Origin of the sequence: Accumulibacter sp., assembly GCF_023806635.1 — a bacterium.
Lineage (GTDB): Bacteria > Pseudomonadota > Gammaproteobacteria > Burkholderiales > Rhodocyclaceae > Accumulibacter.
The window spans coordinates 55,217-71,618 of sequence record NZ_JAMTDQ010000029.1; the positions used below are offsets into that span (position 1 = coordinate 55,217).

Here is a 16,402-nt window from a genome sequence, read left to right on the forward strand (position 1 = left end):
TGTCGGTCGGTGACAGTCGATTGCCGGCTACGCAGCGAACGCCGCTGGCGTCGTTGCCGGCTTCGGCCAGACCCAGTGCTGCACCGTGACCGGCAGCGTCTGCAGCAGCAGCGCCTCGGTCGGGCAGCGGTCGATGCAGTTGCCGCAGCCGGTGCAGGCTTCGCGGATCACGTTGTGGATCTGCTTCGCCGCGCCGAGGATGGCATCCGTCGGACAGACCTTGCTGCAGCGGCAGCAGCCGATGCAGATGTCTTCGGCGACATTGGCAATCTGCGGTCCGTGGTCGACGACGGCATCGAGGTCGATGCGGATCCCGAGCTTCGCCGCCAGCGCCTGTGCCAGCGCCCTGCCCCCGGGTGGGCAGAGCGTCACTGGTGCGCTTCCCTCGGCGATCGCGGCCGCCGCGCGCGGGCAGCCGGCAAAGCCGCACTGACCACAGTTCGAACCGGGCATCAGCGCTTCGATCTCGGCGACCAGCGAGTTGCCGTCGACGTGAAAGTACTTCGCCGCCACGCCGAGGGCGAGGCCAAGCAGGGTGCCGAGAACGGTCAGGGACAGAACGGCGAGCCACATGAGGAGGTCTCCTGTGAAAAACTGAGGCCGGCAAAGCCCATGAATGCCAGTGACAGCAGGCTGGCGAGGATGAAGCTCACTGGCGCGCCGGCAAAGGCGGCCGGCACCCGCGCCAGCGCCAGCCGCTCGCGCAGGCCGGCAAAGACCAGCAGCACCAGGGTGAAGCCGAGGGCGGAACCAAAGCCATACACGAGGCTCTGCAGGAAGCCCATCCTTTCCTGGGCGGTGAGCAGCGCCACGCCGAGCACCGCGCAGTTGGTCGTGATCAGCGGCAGATAGATTCCCAGTGCCTGATACAGCGCCGGTGCCGATTTCCCGACGACCATCTCGACGAACTGAACGGTCGCCGCGATGACCAGGATGAAGCTCAGGATGCGCAGGTAGCCGAGGTCAAAGGGCATCAGCAGCCAGTGCTCGAGCATCCACGTGGCGGCGCAGGCCAGGGTGATGACGAACGTCGTGGCGAGCCCCATCCCCAGCGCGCTGTCCATGTTTCGCGAGACGCCCATGAATGGGCACAGTCCGAGAAACTTGACCAGCACCACGTTGTTGACCAGGGCGGTCGTCAGCAGCAGCAGGAAATAGGCGGTCATTGTCGGCAAGCTCCTTGGCCATGGTCAGGCACGAACCGTGCCACTGCTTGCGCGATGGCATGCCAGAGCCGTGCCGGCGTTGCCAAGTGCGCACCAGCATGGCGTTTTCCGGTCTCGTGCACGCCCCGGCAGGCTGCACGCGGCAGCCGCCAGCGTTGTCGGAAACCCGACAAATCGCCACGAATACAACGAGAAATGTCAGGCGAATCAATGGCGGCACGAAAAGTGCTCGGCATTGGCCAAACACTTCGAAGGGGAGGCACGCGATGACCAGCAGCCAGTTCCAGGCAGCGACCGACGGCGCAACGCGGGTGGTCGAGGTGCTGCCGCCGAGCGTCCATCCACAGGTCTTCCAGCAGACGGTCAATCAGGCCGACATGGCGATCTCGATCACCGATGGGCGGGGCAACATCCTCTACGTCAATCCAGCCTTCACCCGCGTCACGGGCTACGCGAGCGAGGAGGCCGTGGGCCAGAACCAGTCGATCGTCTCCAACCACAGCATGCCACGTGCCTTCTATCGCACCCTTTGGCAGACGATCTCGCATGGCGAACCCTGGAGTGGGCATCTGGTCAATCGGCGCAAGGACGGCAGCAAGTATCTTGCCGAGCTGAGCATTTCGCCCGTGGTCAACGGCAGCGGCGAGGTACTCAACTATCTCGGGATGCATCGCGACATCACCGACCTCCACCGCCTGGAGTCCCAGGTACGGAATCAGAAGGCGCTGATCGAGTCGGTTGTCGATGCCGCACCGATGGTCATTGCGCTGCTCGACGCCGACGACCGCGTCGTCCTCGACAACCACGAGTACAAGAAGCTGCAGGCCGACCTGGGAATGGCAGAGCCGGCACCGATGCTCATGTCGGCGGTGCGCGCCAGCCTCGAACCGGAGGCGGGACGTGGCCGGCGCCCATCCGGCTATCTCTTTCTCGATCGCGAAGTGCGGCTCGATCCTGCCGGTGGTCGCCCACCGCGCTGGTTCTCGTGCTCGGGCAGCCGCGTCCGCGAGGACGACACCTCTGCCGACGCCTTCCTCGCCGGTCAGGGGCGCGACTACGTGCTGCTTGTGGCAAAGGAGATCACGAGCCTGCGCATGCAGCAGGAGAAGGCGCGCGTCGCCGCACTGCAGGCGTTGATGGCCGACGAGGATCGCGCGTCCGGTCTGCGCGAGAGCCTCGCGGCGGCGATCTTCCGCCTCGAAGGGCCGCTCAACATGATGGCCTCGGTGGTCGGCATGCTGGCGCGGCGCCAGGGCGGTACGGACCCGATGTCGGCCGCTCTTGCCGAGGCCATTGCCACTGGCCAGCAGGTGCTCGCGGACCTCCGTTCAATGATCCCGGCACAGACTCGCGAAGCGATTGCTGCGGTCAACCTCAACGAACTGCTGCGCGACGTGCTCGACCTGTCCACCGGCCGCCTGCTCGCCGCCGGAATTACGGTGATCTGGCAACCGCAGGCGATGCTGCCGGCGCTGCTGGGCGCGCCGAACAGGCTGCGCTCGCTGTTCAAGGCGCTGATCGACAATGCCATCGAGGCGATGAACACCCGCGGCTGCCGTGAGCGCGAACTGACGGTGGCCAGTCGGGCGCGTCTTGGCGGCATAGAAGTCGATATCGCCGACAGCGGACCAGGTATCGACAGCGCCCAGTTGCTGAAAGTCTTCGAGCCCTTCCACACCACCAAGCGTGGCGGCGGTCATCTCGGCACCGGCCTGTCGGCAGCGCAGCAGGTCGCTGCCGAGCATGGCGGCTTCCTCGAGATCGAGCCAACGACGACTCGCGGCTGCCGCGTGCGCGTGTTGCTGCCGCTGCGCCGACGACCATGAACGATCCGTCCGCATCGCTGCTGCAGTCCCAGTTTGCGCTTCTCGCGCGCGTCGGGCAGTTGCTGGCGAGCGCGCTCGATGCGCCGCAAACCTTGCGCGAAGTGCTGCGCACACTGGAGATCAGTGGTCACTTGGGTCGCGGCCTGATCGCCGTCGCCGAGCCGGAAAGCGGTGACTTGAGTGTGCACGCGGCGCATGGTCTCGATCACGATGATTTCCAGGCCGTCTGCTACCGGGCGGGCGAGGGGCTGCTGGGCCGCATCGTCGAGAGCGGCAGGTCGTGCGCGATCGCCCAGGTGGGCGAGGATCCGTGTTTCCTCGACCGGCTCGGCCTGTATGAACGCGAGCTGCCGTTCATCGCTGTCCCGATCCGTCTTGGCGGGACGCTGCAGGGTGTGCTGGCGGTGCAGCCCGATGCACCGGACGACGGCCTGCTCGACGAGCGGGTCCGCTTCGTCGAGTTGGTCGCCGACCTGATCGCCCAGAACGTCCGGCTGTCGCTCGACGTCAGTCGGGGGGCGGGTCGTCCGCTCGACGCCGAGCGCGATGCGCAGCGCCGCGCCCTGCGCCACCGTCCCGGCTTCGGCAACCTCGTTGGCCATTCGCCGGCCATGATGCGCGTCTTTGACCAGGTGCGCATGGTTGCCAGGTGGTCGACGACGGTCCTGATCCGCGGCGAGACCGGTACGGGCAAGGAGCTGATCGCCAACGCCATCCACTACAACTCGCCACGGGCCCGCGGCCCGTACGTGCGCCTCAACTGTGCCTCCCTGCCCGAGAACCTGTTGGAGTCGGAACTCTTCGGGCATGAGAAGGGTGCCTTCACCGGCGCCGTGAGTTCGCGCAAGGGGCGCTTCGAGATGGCCGATGGCGGCACGCTGTTTCTCGACGAGATCGGTGACGTCTCGGCGGCCTTCCAGGCAAAGCTCTTGCGCGTGCTGCAGGAGGGCGAGCTCGAGCGGGTTGGCGGCGGCCGCACACTGAAGCTCGACGTGCGGCTGCTGGCCGCCACGCATCGCGATCTCGAAGCGGCGGTCGAAAGCGGTGACTTCCGCGAGGACCTGTACTACCGCCTCAACGTGATGCCCATCCTGTTGCCGCCGCTGCGCGAACGGATCGAGGATCTGCCACGGATCGCCAGGCACCTGCTCGACCGTCTTGGCGGCCTGCAGCGCCGGCCGCTGCGCCTCACCACCGGTGCGCAGCGGCGTCTGGTGCAGCACCACTGGCCAGGCAACGTGCGCGAGTTGGAGAACTGCCTCGAGCGTGCGGCAGTGATGTCGGAAAGCGGCGAGATCGACGCCGAGCTGATCCGTATCGACAGGGTGCGCGAGCGGAGCAGCAGGCGCCAGCCAGGGGTGGCCCCCGGCACTCTGCCCGGCACGCCGGTTGCCACCACCGCAGTGCCGGGTGCCGGGGCCACGAGCGTGGCAGTGGACACCGGCGACGCCGGGCCGGCGGTCGAACAGGGCGAACGGCAGCGGGTGATTGCCGCCCTCGAGCGCGCCGGTTGGGTGCAGGCGCGCGCTGCCCGTCTGCTCGGCATGACGCCGCGGCAGATCGCCTACCGGGTGCAGATCCTGAACATCCCGATGAAGCGAATCTGATCTCCTGCCGATGGCCGCGGGCCTGCTCCTGGCCAACGGGAGCGAGCACCAGGAGGGCGCGGGGTGGCGGACCGTCCAGCAGCGGGACCCGCTTCAGCGCTGGTCGCGGGCTGCCGCGGTCGCGCCGAGGGCGCTTGCGTGTGTTCGTCAGTCGGTACTTGTCGCCTTTGCGACATCAGCGACAAGTTGGACAAATGCCGATTGGTCAATGACTTGAGCCAATCGAAGAGCTGGCACGACAGTTGCTGCATTGCTGATGCCTCCAGCCTGAAAGGAACCGCCTGCCATGGACCTGCCTGTGAATGAACCCTCGCCGCGCGTCGTCGCGGGTGGTGGAGCCGGCAGTTGCGGTGCCAGACCCGGGCAGAGCGGCGGTCTGACGGACGCCATCCGGGCGAGGATCGAGGATCATCCCTGCTATTCGGAGGATGCCCACCACCATTTCGCGCGCATGCATGTCGCCGTCGCGCCCGCCTGCAACATCCAGTGCCACTACTGCAATCGCAAGTACGATTGTGCGAACGAGTCACGACCCGGTGTCGTTTCCGAACTCCTGACCGCGGACCAGGCGGTTCGCAAGACACTCGCGGTAGCGACCAGGATTCCCCAGATGAGCGTGCTCGGCATCGCCGGTCCGGGCGATCCGCTGGCGAATCCGGAGCGGACCTTCGAAGTCTTCCGCCAGTTGGCGCAGAAGGCGCCCGACATCAAGCTCTGCGTCTCCACCAACGGCCTGATGCTGCCCAGGCATGTCGAGGACCTGTGCCGGTACCACATCGACCACGTGACGATCACCATCAACTGCGTAGACCCGGATGTCGGTGCCCGGATCCATCCGTGGATCTTCTGGCAGAACCGGCGCGTCCGCGGACGGCAGGCGGCGGCGATTCTCGTCGAGCAACAGCAACTCGGTCTGGAGATGCTCAGTGCGCGCGGCATCCTAGTGAAGGTGAACTCGGTGCTGATCCCCGGCGTCAATGATGCGCACCTGCCGGAAGTATCCCGCGTCGTCAGGGCCAGGGGGGCCTTCCTGCACAACGTCATGCCGTTGATCGCCCGCCCCGAGCACGGCACGTTCTATGGCGTGATGGGCCAGAGGAGTCCGCAGCCGGTCGAACTCCAGGCCGTCCAGGATGCCTGCTCCGGCGACATGAAGATGATGCGTCACTGCCGCCAGTGCCGGGCGGACGCGGTCGGCATGCTCGGCGAGGATCGTGGCGCCGAGTTCACGCTCGACAGGATCGAGACCATGGACGTCGATTACGAGGCAGCGATGGCCGTCCGCCGGGAGGTGCGCGCGGAGATTGCCGCCAGGCTGGCGGCAAGGCGTGCCAGCGGCCCGACGCCGGCAGTGTCATCGGCTGTGTTGCGGGCGAACCCGCAGGTCGTCCGCTTCCATTCCCGCGCGACGAAGCCTGCGGCCCCGGCCGGCCGACCGGTGCTGATGGCGGTGGCGGCGAGAAACGGCGTCGTCGCCGTTCATTTCGGCCATGCCCGCGAGTTCCTCATCTACGAGGCCTCGGCTGCCGGCTGCCGCCTGATCGGCCACCGCAGGGTGGAGTCCCATTGCGCGGGTGCCGAGAGCTGCGGTGAAGCCGAGTCGGTGCTGGCGCGAACGATCGAGCTTCTGGTCGACTGCGAGGTGCTGTTGTGCGCGCGCATCGGCTACGAACCCTGGGGGCAACTCGCCGCGGCCGGCATCCAGCCGAATGGCGAGCATGCCATGCAGGCGGTCGAGGAGGCGGTGATGGCCGTCTGGCAGCAGATGCTCGCTGCCGGCAAGCTGACCGTCGCCAGAACCGGCGCCAGGCGCGCCTGAGGAGCATGGCATGGCCTTCACCATCGTCGCCAGCTGCGTAAACTGCTGGGCCTGCGTGCCGCTGTGTCCAAACCAGGCGATTCAGGTGGAGCAGCCGCATTTCGTCATCAGGGCCGGGAGCTGTACCGAGTGCGTCGGCGACTTTGCCGCCGCGCAGTGCGCCAGCATCTGCCCGATCGAGGGGGCGATCATCGACGAGCTCGGCAAGGCACTCAATCCGCCGGGGTCGCTGAGTGGCGTTCCACCCGAGCGCTGGGCACTGGCGCAGGCCGAGATCGCGGCGCGCTGAGCCATGGCTCTGGTGACCTTCTTCGAGAAGAGCGGGTGCGCCGCCAATGCGCGCCAGAAGGCCCTGCTGCTTGCAGCCGGTCACGAGCTGGACGTTCGCGATCTGCGTCGCCATTACTGGAGCAATCTCCGCCTGCTCGAGTTCTTCGCCGACCTGCCCGTGGCACAGTGGTTCAACCCGGCAGCACCGGCCGTGCGGTCGGGGGTGATCGTGCCGCAGGAGCTGGACGAGGCGACTGCGCTCGTCCTCCTGCGCAACAATCCGCTGCTGATCCGCAGGCCGCTGCTGCAGGTCGGGGACGAACGCAGGGTCGGCTTCGAGGCCGCGACGATCGACAGCTGGATCGGCCTGCGGCAAGTCCCGCCCGATGAACTTGAAAGCTGCCGTTCGCGGCGTTTCGCGGATGACAGCTCTGCCGTGGCAGAGGCCGATGGCGGCGAAGCTCCCTGCCGCCGGCCGAGCGCCGATGACAGCCGCGGCCACCCCTGACGGCGCCGTGCCCGTCGCCCCGCGAGTGCACTGGATCGGCGCCCTCGATCCCGACCTGCGGCGCTTCGACATCATCCTGCGCAGCGCCAACGGCACCAGCTACAACGCCTATGCGGTGCGCGGCAGCCAGGGCGTGGCCATCATCGATACGGTCAAGAGCGGCTTCTCGGAAACCTTTTTTCGCCGTCTGGAGTCGATCGCCAGCTACGACGAAATCACCACCGTCGTTCTCAATCACCTTGAGCCGGATCACTCCGGCGCCCTGCCGGAGCTGCTGCGGCGCGCCCGGCGCGCGACGCTGCTGGTCTCGCCGCAGGCGCGCCTGATGCTGCAGGGGCTTTTCGACCCGGCAGACCTGGCGGGCCGGGTCGCTTTCGTCGGCAGCGGCGACCACGCCGATCTCGGCGATCGACAACTGCAGTTCCTCAACACGCCGTACCTGCACTGGCCGGATACCCAATGCACCTGGCTGGCGGCCGAAGGGATCCTGTTCTCGGCCGACTTCCTGGGTTGCCACTATTGCGACAGCCGCTTGTTCAACGACGCGGTCGGCGATTTCCGCTTCTCCTTCGACTACTACTACCGACACATCATGCGCCCGTTCGGCAGCTACGTGCGCGACGCGCTGGACCTGATCGAAGCATTGCCGTTGCGCGTCGTCGCTCCCGCGCACGGCCCGATTCTGCGGCGCGATCCGCACGAGTACGTCGCCCGCTACCGTGCGCTTGCCGCTCGCACCGTGTACGGAGCTGCGACCAAAACCCTGGCGGTCTTCTATGTCTCGGCCTACGGTGCCACGCGCCGCATGGCGGAAGCCGTCGTCGCCGGAGCCGAGTCCGCGTCGACTGCTGCCAGCGAAGTTCGCATCTCGCTGCATGACCTGGAAGGTGGCGAAGCAGCGGCCTTCGTCGACCTCATCGAGGAAGCCGCCGCACTCGTCTTCGGCAGTCCGACGATCAACGGCGATGCGGTGAAACCGGTGTGGGATCTTCTCTCCTCGCTGACCGTCGTGGACCTCAAGGGCAAGCTGGGCGCGGCCTTTGGCTCGTACGGCTGGAGCGGCGAGGCGGTACCGATGATCGAAGAGCGCCTGCGCCGCCTGAAGCTGCGCGTTCCCCTGCCGGGTGTCCGGGCGCGCCTGGCGCCGACCGGCGACGACTTTGCCGCTTGCCATGATCTTGGCCGGGAGATTGCGCTTCACCTGCTCGGTCGCCCGACGCCACGTACGCTCGATCTCGCACAGATCTCCTGATTCCCCTTTCAACCCAGCGGAGAAGAACCACATGCCCAAAGCCAGCATCACCTTTCAGGATATCGGCGTCACCATCACCGTGCCCGCGGGCACCCGCCTGATCGAGGTGTCGGAAAAAGTTGGCGCAGGCATCGTTTACGGCTGCCGCGAGGGAGAGTGCTGTACCTGCCTGACCAGGATCGTTTCCGGTCATGAACACCTCGCTGCCCCCTCGGTCCTCGAGCAGCAGGTGCTCAGGGACAACCTGGCGCCGCGCCGCCACCGCCTCGCCTGTCAGGCGCAGGTGCTGGGCGGTTGCCTGGTCGTCCAGCCCGCTTGAGCTTTCGTCGCACCCTTCAACACCCACCAGGAGCCTGCCATGCCCAACATCACCTTCTCCAGTCCGCTGCATCGGGACAAGACGGTCTACGCCGTCGCCGGCAGCCATACCCAGACCATTCTGAAGCTTGCCAGGGACAATCATGTCCCGATCGATTTCTGCTGTGGTGATGGCGAGTGCGGGACCTGCCTCGTCAAGGTCAGCAGCGTCGACAAGGCCAGCCACAACAAGTACGGCCATATGGGCGGTCCGCTCAACGCCCGCGAGGTCGCAGTCCTCAGGGAACTGGGCAAGATCAAGCAGTCGCAGATCGAGCAGATGTACGTCGATGACCTGCCACCGACAGAATGGCGTCTCGCTTGCCAGTACATCGTCCGCGACGAGGACATTCTGGTCGAATACCCGAGCCGCTGACCCTGTCACCGGTCGGCTGGTCGACAGGTCGCACGCGTTTTCGCGACCAGGCCGGCTCTCCCGTACCGATCGCCGTCGGACGGCGCCGCCGGCGACTCAGCTGGCTGCAACGCCGGCAAGCAGCGCCAGCGCATCCGCCTCGGCGATCTCGATGCCGATGCGCTGGCAGAGACGCCGTTCCCTGTCCTTCGCTTTGCGGATCAGGGCCCAACCGGCGGGCCCGACTGTCACGTCGTGTATCAGGTGCGACAGGATCACGCGCTCGGCAGCACGGTCGAGACGCACGCCGCGCAGGAGATGGCGCCTGCCGCGGTGCGCCTTGACGAACGAGGGCACGGCAAAGCCACCCATCGGCTTGGCGATGCAGGCGTGAATGCAGCCTTTCCGAGCAAGAAACGCGCCGGACCAGCCAGCAAGCTGACGACGGTGGGCCGGCCGCTTCGAGCGGCATCCCGCATCGCGGTCCTGCGGCCAGCGGTCATGATTCCCGGGATGCCTCGGATCAGGCAGGTGATGACCGTCTCCCTCACCACCGGACCTTCTCCGCTACCTCGGAGAGGGAGGATTCGTGAGTCGCAGACGGGGCTTTCGCTGCAGTGCCCGGGCAGGCCTTGGCGCGGCGGCGAGATGTCGTGGCCCTTGTCGGGAGCGCGACAAAGATTCGCGGCAATGTCCGACATCGGCGTTTCCCCGGCCCGCTCCAGAATCGCTGCAGGCCTTGCCACGCCACGGTTTCAGCGGCCCCGCCGCGAACTGGCACGCTCTGTGCACAAGCCTTGTCAGGAGCGCGGGATTCTTCCTTGCTTCAGCGGATTTCAACGCAGGACTTCAACAAGGAGATTGCATCATGGCAAAACTTCGTCAGGCCGCCATTTATGGCAAGGGTGGTATCGGCAAGTCCACGACGACCCAGAACCTGGTCGCCGCGCTGGCCGAGATCGGCAAGAAGGTGATGATCGTCGGCTGTGACCCGAAGGCCGACTCGACGCGGCTGATCCTGCACAGCAAGGCGCAGAACTCGGTCATGGGCCTGGCCGCCGAGGCCGGGTCAGTCGAGGACCTCGAACTCGAGGATGTGATGTCGATCGGTTACGGCGGCATCAAGTGCGTCGAATCCGGCGGCCCCGAACCGGGCGTCGGCTGTGCCGGTCGCGGCGTGATCACGGCGATCAACTTCCTCGAGGAGGAGGGCGCCTACGACGATGACCTCGAGTTCGTCTTCTACGACGTGCTCGGCGACGTCGTCTGCGGCGGTTTCGCGATGCCGATCCGCGAGAACAAGGCGCAGGAAATCTACATCGTCTGTTCGGGCGAGATGATGGCCATGTACGCCGCCAACAACATCGCCAAGGGCATCGTGAAGTACGCCAACTCCGGTGGCGTGCGCCTCGCCGGCCTGATCTGCAACAGCCGCAACACCGACCGCGAGGACGAGCTGATCATGGCGCTGGCCGCCAAGCTCGGCACCCAGATGATCCACTTCATCCCGCGTCACAACATCGTCCAGCACGCCGAGATCCGCCGCATGACGGTCATCGAGTACGACCCGACGGCGCCGCAGGCCGACGAGTACCGCACGCTGGCGAGGAAGATCGTCGACAACAGCAACTTCGTCATCCCGACACCGGTGACGATGGACGAACTCGAGGAACTGCTGATGGAGTTCGGCATCCTGCAGGCGGACGACGAGTCGATCATCGGCAAGACCGCTGCCCAGCTTTCGGCCGAACAGGCTGAAGCGCTCGCCGTTGCCTGAGCCGCCACCGTCTCAACCCGCGGCTGCCGCGCACGCATGAGTGCCGGCAGCGCACAAGGAGAAGCAGGATGTCTGAATTGACACGTGAAGAAACCGAGGCCCTGATTCAGGAGGTGCTCGAGGTTTACCCCGACAAGGCCAGGAGGGACCGCGCGAAGCACCTCGCGGTCAACGACCAGTCGGTCGAACAATCGAAGAAATGCATCACGTCCAACCGCAAGTCGCTGCCCGGTGTGATGACCGTGCGCGGCTGTGCCTACGCCGGTTCCAAGGGCGTGGTCTGGGGTCCGATCAAGGACATGGTCCACGTCTCGCACGGCCCCATCGGCTGCGGCCAGTATTCGCGTGCCGGTCGCCGCAACTATTACGTCGGCACCACCGGCGTCGACACCTTCGGCACCATGAACTTCACCTCCGACTTCCAGGAGAAGGACATCGTCTTCGGTGGCGACAAAAAGCTGGCCAGGCTGATCGGCGAGATCGAGATGCTGTTTCCGCTGCACAGGGGCATTTCGGTGCAGTCCGAGTGCCCGATCGGCCTGATCGGCGACGACATCGAGGCGGTGTCGAAGAAGGCCGCCAAGGAAATCGGCAAGCCGATCGTTCCGGTGCGCTGTGAGGGCTTCCGTGGCGTCTCGCAATCGCTCGGGCACCACATCGCCAACGATTCGATCCGCGACTGGGTCCTCGACAGGCGCGACGGCCAGGCCTTCGCAGCCACCCCCTACGATGTTTCCATCATCGGCGACTACAACATCGGCGGCGATGCCTGGGCCTCGCGCATCCTGCTCGAGGAGATGGGCCTGCGCGTGGTCTCGCAGTGGGCTGGCGACGGTACGCTGGCCGAGATCGAAATGACACCGAAGGTCAAGCTCAACCTCCTGCATTGCTACCGCTCGATGAATTACATCAGCCGCCACATGGAGGAGAAGTACGGCATTCCCTGGCTGGAGTACAACTTCTTCGGTCCGACGAAGATTGCCGAGTCGCTGCGCGCCATTGCCGCCCACTTCGATGATCACATCAGGGAAGGCGCCGAGCGCGTGATCGCCAGGTACCAGCCGACGATGGAGGCGGTGATCGCCCACTACAAGCCGCGCCTGCAGGGCAAGACGGTGATGCTCTACGTCGGTGGCCTGCGACCGCGGCACGTCATCGGCGCCTACGAGGACCTCGGCATGCAGGTCATCGGCACCGGTTACGAGTTCGCGCACAACGACGATTACGACCGCACGATCAAGGAGATGGGCAACGCGACGCTGCTCTACGACGACGCCACCGGCTTCGAACTGGAGGAGTTCATCAAGCGGATGAAGCCCGACCTGGTCGGCTCAGGCATCAAGGAGAAGTACGTCTTCCAGAAAATGGGCATCCCGCTGCGCCAGATGCACTCGTGGGACTACTCGGGTCCGTACCACGGTTACGACGGCTTCGCCATCTTCGCCCGCGACATGGACATGGCGATTTCCAACCCGTGCTGGAGCAAGCAGACGCCGCCTTGGAAGAAGCAGCCGGAGTCGGGCGCGTCGACCGCGCCGCGTGAAGCAGGCGAGCTGAAGAAGGTCGCCTGAGAGAATTTCCCTCAAGTTGTGTCCGCGTCTACACATGGGTGGCGCGGCCAAAGGAGATGACGATGCAAGCTGTAGACGATATCAAGCCCTGCTACCCGCTTTTCGGCGAAGCGGACTATCAGGTCTCGTTGAAGAACAAGCGGGACGGCTGCGAAGAGCGCCATCCGCCGGAGAAGGTGCAGGAGATCTTCCTCTGGACCACCACCGCGGAATATCAGGAGCTGAACTTCAAGCGCGAGGCGCTGACCGTCGATCCGGCCAAGGCCTGCCAGCCGCTCGGCGCCGTCCTCTGTGCGCTGGGTTTCGAGAAGACGCTGCCCTACGTGCATGGCTCGCAGGGGTGCGTCTCCTACTTCCGGACCTATTTCAATCGTCACTTCAAGGAGCCGATCTGCTGCGTCTCGGATTCGATGACCGAAGATGCCGCGGTGTTTGGCGGCCAGAAGAACATGTTCGACGGCCTCGAGAATGCCCGTGCGATCTACAAGCCGGAAATGATCGCGGTGTCGACCACCTGCATGGCGGAAGTCATTGGTGACGACCTCAATGCCTTCATCAACAACGCCAGGAAGGAAGGGCACGTACCGGACGACTTCCCGGTCCCCTTTGCGCACACGCCTTCCTTCGTCGGCTCGCACGTCACCGGCTGGGACAACATGTTCGAAGGCATCATGCGCTCGTTCACGCTCAACCACATGGCCGACAAGGCGCCAGGCAGGAACGGCAAGCTCAACTTCGTTCCCGGCTTCGAGACCTATCTCGGCAACTTCCGGGTCATCAAGCGGATGATGGCCGAGATGGACGTCGAGGCGACGCTGCTCTCCGACCCGACCGAGGTGCTCGACACGCCGGCCGACGGCGAATTCCGGATGTATGCCGGCGGCACGACGCAGGATGAGATCAAGGACGCGCCGAACGCCATCAGCACCGTCCTGCTGCAACCATTCCAGCTCGACAAGACGAAGAAGCTGGTCGAGAACACCTGGAACCACGAGGTGCCCAGGCTCAACATCCCGATGGGTGTCGACTGGACCGACGACCTTCTGATGAAGGTCTCCGAACTGACAGGCAAGCCGATCCCGGAGTCGCTGGCCAAGGAACGCGGCCGCCTGGTCGACCTGATGTCCGACTCGCACGCCTGGCTGCACGGCAAGAAGTTCGCCCTCTACGGCGATCCGGACTTCGTCATGGGGATGGTCAAGATCCTCTTTGAATGCGGTGCCGAACCGACGCACGTGATCAGCCACAACGGCAGCAAGCGCTGGCTGAAGACGATGGAAAAGATGCTCTCGGAAAGCCCGTTCGGGGTCAACGCCAAGGCCTGGACCGGTCTCGACCTGTGGCACCTGCGTTCGCTCTGCTTCACCGACAGACCGGATTTCCTGATCGGCAACAGCTACGGCAAGTTCATCCAGCGCGACACGCTGCACAAGGGCAGGGAGTTCGAGGTGCCGTTGATTCGCATCGGCTTCCCGCTGTTCGACCGTCATCATCTGCATCGCCAGACGACCATGGGCTACGAGGGGGCGATGCAGGTCGTCACGACACTGGTGAATGCGGTGCTCGAGCGCCTGGACCAGGAGACGATGGGCATGGGTACCACCGACTACAACTTCGATCTGGTGCGCTGAGTGCGTTGAACCAGCCCGGCGGGGACGTTCGCCGTTCCCGTCGCCAACTGCAAGGGGAAGTTCCATGGCCAACATCATGGTCCGCAAGACGGCGGTCGGAACCTATTCTTTCTACCTGCCGAAGCGTGACTTCGAGGACGCCATCGTCGCGATGGAATTCGACAGCTCCGACAAGTGGGGTGGCGAGATCCGGCTCAACAACGGCGGCACCTACTACATTGAACCGCAGGCCCTGCCTGCACGCTTCCCGATCTCGCTGCGCGCCAGGCGACTGGATGCAGCGGAGTAGGTCATTCAACGGAGAGTGAGATCATGGCAATGAAGATCATCCAGGCCGAGTGCACGTCGTGCGGCGACTGCAAGCCGGTCTGCCCGACGAACTCGATCACCAGCAAGGCAGGCATGTACAAGGTCAACGTCGACACCTGCACCGAGTGCGAAGGCGAGTTCGATTCGCCGCAGTGCCTCGATGCCTGCCCGGCAGGCGAAGCCTGCATCGTCTTCATCTAGGCTCGAGGGAGGCTTCGATGGCGCAGTCGATTACCCGTGAAGCGGCTCTGCGCGTCGCGCTCGCTGCTCGCGAGCTGGGCATCCTGTCGGCCAGGGAACTGGTCTCGGCGCTGGTTGAGCGACTCGGGTTGCCGCTGACCGAGGCCAGACTCGCAACCGTCACGGTGGCTGATCTGCAGTTCATGCTGCAGGGGGATGACGTGATCGTGACCGACGCGGCGCGGGAGCAACTGAAGCAGGCCGTGCGCCTGCTGTGGGGCGAGGACGTCGTCAACAGCGAGCTGCCGACGGTGGCGCGCTACGCCGCCGGCGACATGCCGGGATCGATCCGCGTCGCCTGCGCTTCGAACCGCGCGCAGTTGCTCGATGGCCACTATGGCTCGTGCGAGCGCTTCCTGGTCTATCAGGTCTCCCCGGACGAGGTGCGGCTGATTGCCGTGCGGCCAACGCTGGCGGCGGATCACGCCGAGGATCGCAACGTCGCCCGTGCCGCACTGATCGATGATTGCCAGATCGTCTACGTGCAGTCGATCGGTGGCCCGGCGACGGCCAATGTCGTCCGCGCCGGCATCCACCCGGTCAAGGTGGCGAGTCGCGGGAACGCGGGCGGCGAAGCCCTGCAGGCGCTTGCCCAACTGCAGCGGGCACTGCGACAGCCACCGCCGTGGCTGGCCCGGATCATGGGCGTCGAAGCCGGTTCGCTGGCCCGCTTCGCGGCGGACGCCGTTGCCGAGGACGCATGAAGGCCACCGGGAATGAATAGCATCCCGGACTGGAAGGACCTGTCGCGCCGGGTCGCCGAGCTGTGCGTGCGAATGCCTGCCAGCGCCGGGCCGGACGTGCTGGCCAGGGAACTCGCGGTACTGGCTCCCGGGCTGACCTTTCGCCAGGCCCTGTCGCGCGGCGGGTGGTATCGGCTGGGTGGCGTCGTGGACGCGAACCATGTCCGCATTTCGGACGATCTCGAAACCTGGGCCGAGCAGCAACTGGCGGCCCACGACGATGACATGGCTGCCCTCTGCGACGACTGCGCCGAGCACGGTCTGCGGGCGACACGACTCACCGGCCGCACGCGTTACTTTGTCGCCGTGACCGGCAGCGGCGCCACTGATTTCGTCCAGATCGAAATCGAGGAACTGCAGGAAGTCGTCTGCCATCCGCTGTTCATGGCCGAGGGCCTGCCATCGGGAATCGAGGAACTGATCGATCCGCGCGGCGCCGACGTCACCTGCTTTGCCGGCGCCGAACCGATCGGTTCGCCGTTCCTGGTCCTGCGCCGCCTGACGCCGGTCGCCGCCTTCCTTGCCCGGATGCGCGTGCAGAAGCCCGAGGCGCAGCCGATCCATCGTTTCGTCGAAGCCTGGGAAGCCAGCAGCGCAAGCGTGGCGACGCAGTTTTCGAACCACTGGGTGATTGCCGTACGCGAGCATCTCGACCCCTACCGGCAGGCCGTACTGCACGCCACGCCGGTCGCCGCACTGAACGGTGCCGCACCCAGGTTCGCCGCCACCTTCGGCATGCAGGGGCTGGCCCTGCATCAGGCGATGGCCCGCTACGACAGGGCCGCGGGCTTCCCGATGGCCTGGTTCTTCCACATGCTGACCGTCCGCAGCGCACCCTACGCTCTGGCCAATGCCGTGATCAACGACGTCGAGGCCGGCTTCCACTACCTTCCCGGTCGCGACATACAGGTGGTCAGGCAGTGGCTCTGCCAGCCCTACGCCTGCTGACCGCGCTGCGGTGAACGCGGCTG

At 65.6% G+C, this 16,402-nt stretch carries 18 protein-coding genes; 15 read left to right on the forward strand and 3 right to left on the reverse strand.

What is annotated here, in order from left to right; genetic code table 11:
- Positions 1-27: 27 nt before the first annotated feature.
- Both NFW30_RS05080 and rsxA read right to left on the reverse strand, forming a co-directional pair.
- Positions 28-573 (reverse strand): RnfABCDGE type electron transport complex subunit B, encoded by a 546-nt coding sequence (locus NFW30_RS05080; RefSeq protein ID WP_295352662.1) that lies wholly within the window; start codon positions 571-573, stop codon positions 28-30.
- Positions 549-1,166, reverse strand: coding sequence for an electron transport complex subunit RsxA (rsxA, locus tag NFW30_RS05085; RefSeq protein WP_295352663.1), 618 nt, complete (start codon positions 1,164-1,166; stop codon positions 549-551). The genes NFW30_RS05080 and rsxA overlap by 25 nt, the downstream gene beginning before the upstream one ends.
- A 266-nt stretch (positions 1,167-1,432) precedes the next feature.
- On the opposite strand from rsxA, the gene nifL reads away from it, so the two are divergent.
- The 8 genes from nifL (at position 1,433) to NFW30_RS05125 (ending at position 9,181) form a co-directional block, all read left to right on the forward strand.
- On the forward strand, positions 1,433-2,992 hold the full coding sequence (nifL, locus tag NFW30_RS05090; protein ID WP_295352664.1) for a nitrogen fixation negative regulator NifL: 1,560 nt from the start codon (positions 1,433-1,435) through the stop codon (positions 2,990-2,992).
- Complete coding sequence (gene nifA / locus NFW30_RS05095; RefSeq protein WP_295352665.1) at positions 2,989-4,599, forward strand: nif-specific transcriptional activator NifA; 1,611 nt, start codon at positions 2,989-2,991, stop codon at positions 4,597-4,599. Before nifL ends, nifA begins: the two co-directional genes overlap by 4 nt.
- 286 nt (positions 4,600-4,885) lie before the next feature.
- Positions 4,886-6,418 carry a nitrogenase cofactor biosynthesis protein NifB gene (nifB, locus tag NFW30_RS05100; protein WP_295352666.1) on the forward strand — a complete coding sequence of 511 codons (1,533 nt, stop codon included), beginning with the start codon at positions 4,886-4,888 and terminating at the stop codon, positions 6,416-6,418.
- A gap of 10 nt (positions 6,419-6,428) precedes the next feature.
- Complete coding sequence (locus NFW30_RS05105) at positions 6,429-6,707, forward strand: 4Fe-4S dicluster domain-containing protein (protein ID WP_295352667.1); 279 nt, start codon at positions 6,429-6,431, stop codon at positions 6,705-6,707.
- Positions 6,708-6,710: 3 nt separating this feature from the next.
- Positions 6,711-7,196: an ArsC/Spx/MgsR family protein gene (locus tag NFW30_RS05110; RefSeq protein ID WP_295352669.1), complete on the forward strand. Its 486-nt coding sequence runs from the start codon at positions 6,711-6,713 to the stop codon at positions 7,194-7,196.
- Complete coding sequence (locus NFW30_RS05115; protein ID WP_295352671.1) at positions 7,174-8,448, forward strand: FprA family A-type flavoprotein; 1,275 nt, start codon at positions 7,174-7,176, stop codon at positions 8,446-8,448. The genes NFW30_RS05110 and NFW30_RS05115 overlap by 23 nt, the downstream gene beginning before the upstream one ends.
- A gap of 31 nt (positions 8,449-8,479) precedes the next feature.
- Positions 8,480-8,767, forward strand: a complete 288-nt coding sequence (locus tag NFW30_RS05120; RefSeq protein WP_295352673.1) for a 2Fe-2S iron-sulfur cluster binding domain-containing protein — start codon at positions 8,480-8,482, stop codon at positions 8,765-8,767.
- A 39-nt stretch (positions 8,768-8,806) separates the two neighbouring features.
- Positions 8,807-9,181, forward strand: coding sequence for a 2Fe-2S iron-sulfur cluster-binding protein (locus tag NFW30_RS05125; RefSeq protein WP_287461606.1), 375 nt, complete (start codon positions 8,807-8,809; stop codon positions 9,179-9,181).
- Positions 9,182-9,277: 96 nt separating this feature from the next.
- Here NFW30_RS05125 and NFW30_RS05130 read toward each other — a convergent pair whose 3' ends face one another.
- The gene (locus NFW30_RS05130; protein WP_295352686.1) at positions 9,278-9,532 is read right to left on the reverse strand and encodes a hypothetical protein; all 255 of its coding nucleotides are present in this window, start codon (positions 9,530-9,532) and stop codon (positions 9,278-9,280) included.
- Positions 9,533-10,028: 496 nt separating this feature from the next.
- Between NFW30_RS05130 and nifH the strand changes: the two genes are divergently transcribed.
- From nifH to NFW30_RS05165, 7 genes are all read left to right on the forward strand, one after another.
- Positions 10,029-10,937: a nitrogenase iron protein gene (gene nifH, locus NFW30_RS05135; protein WP_295352688.1), complete on the forward strand. Its 909-nt coding sequence runs from the start codon at positions 10,029-10,031 to the stop codon at positions 10,935-10,937.
- Positions 10,938-11,005: 68 nt separating this feature from the next.
- Positions 11,006-12,508, forward strand: a complete 1,503-nt coding sequence (nifD, locus tag NFW30_RS05140; RefSeq protein ID WP_295352690.1) for a nitrogenase molybdenum-iron protein alpha chain — start codon at positions 11,006-11,008, stop codon at positions 12,506-12,508.
- 62 nt (positions 12,509-12,570) lie between these two features.
- Complete coding sequence (gene nifK / locus NFW30_RS05145; RefSeq protein WP_295352691.1) at positions 12,571-14,139, forward strand: nitrogenase molybdenum-iron protein subunit beta; 1,569 nt, start codon at positions 12,571-12,573, stop codon at positions 14,137-14,139.
- 64 nt (positions 14,140-14,203) lie between these two features.
- A complete protein-coding gene (nifT, locus tag NFW30_RS05150) occupies positions 14,204-14,428 on the forward strand; it encodes a putative nitrogen fixation protein NifT (protein ID WP_295352696.1) in 225 nt (74 codons plus the stop codon).
- Between the two features lie 23 nt (positions 14,429-14,451).
- A complete protein-coding gene (locus tag NFW30_RS05155) occupies positions 14,452-14,649 on the forward strand; it encodes a 4Fe-4S dicluster domain-containing protein (RefSeq protein WP_295352698.1) in 198 nt (65 codons plus the stop codon).
- A gap of 17 nt (positions 14,650-14,666) precedes the next feature.
- On the forward strand, positions 14,667-15,392 hold the full coding sequence (locus NFW30_RS05160) for a dinitrogenase iron-molybdenum cofactor N-terminal domain-containing protein (protein WP_295352701.1): 726 nt from the start codon (positions 14,667-14,669) through the stop codon (positions 15,390-15,392).
- 12 nt (positions 15,393-15,404) lie between these two features.
- Positions 15,405-16,379, forward strand: coding sequence for a hypothetical protein (locus NFW30_RS05165; RefSeq protein ID WP_295352704.1), 975 nt, complete (start codon positions 15,405-15,407; stop codon positions 16,377-16,379).
- Positions 16,380-16,402 lie beyond the last annotated feature (23 nt).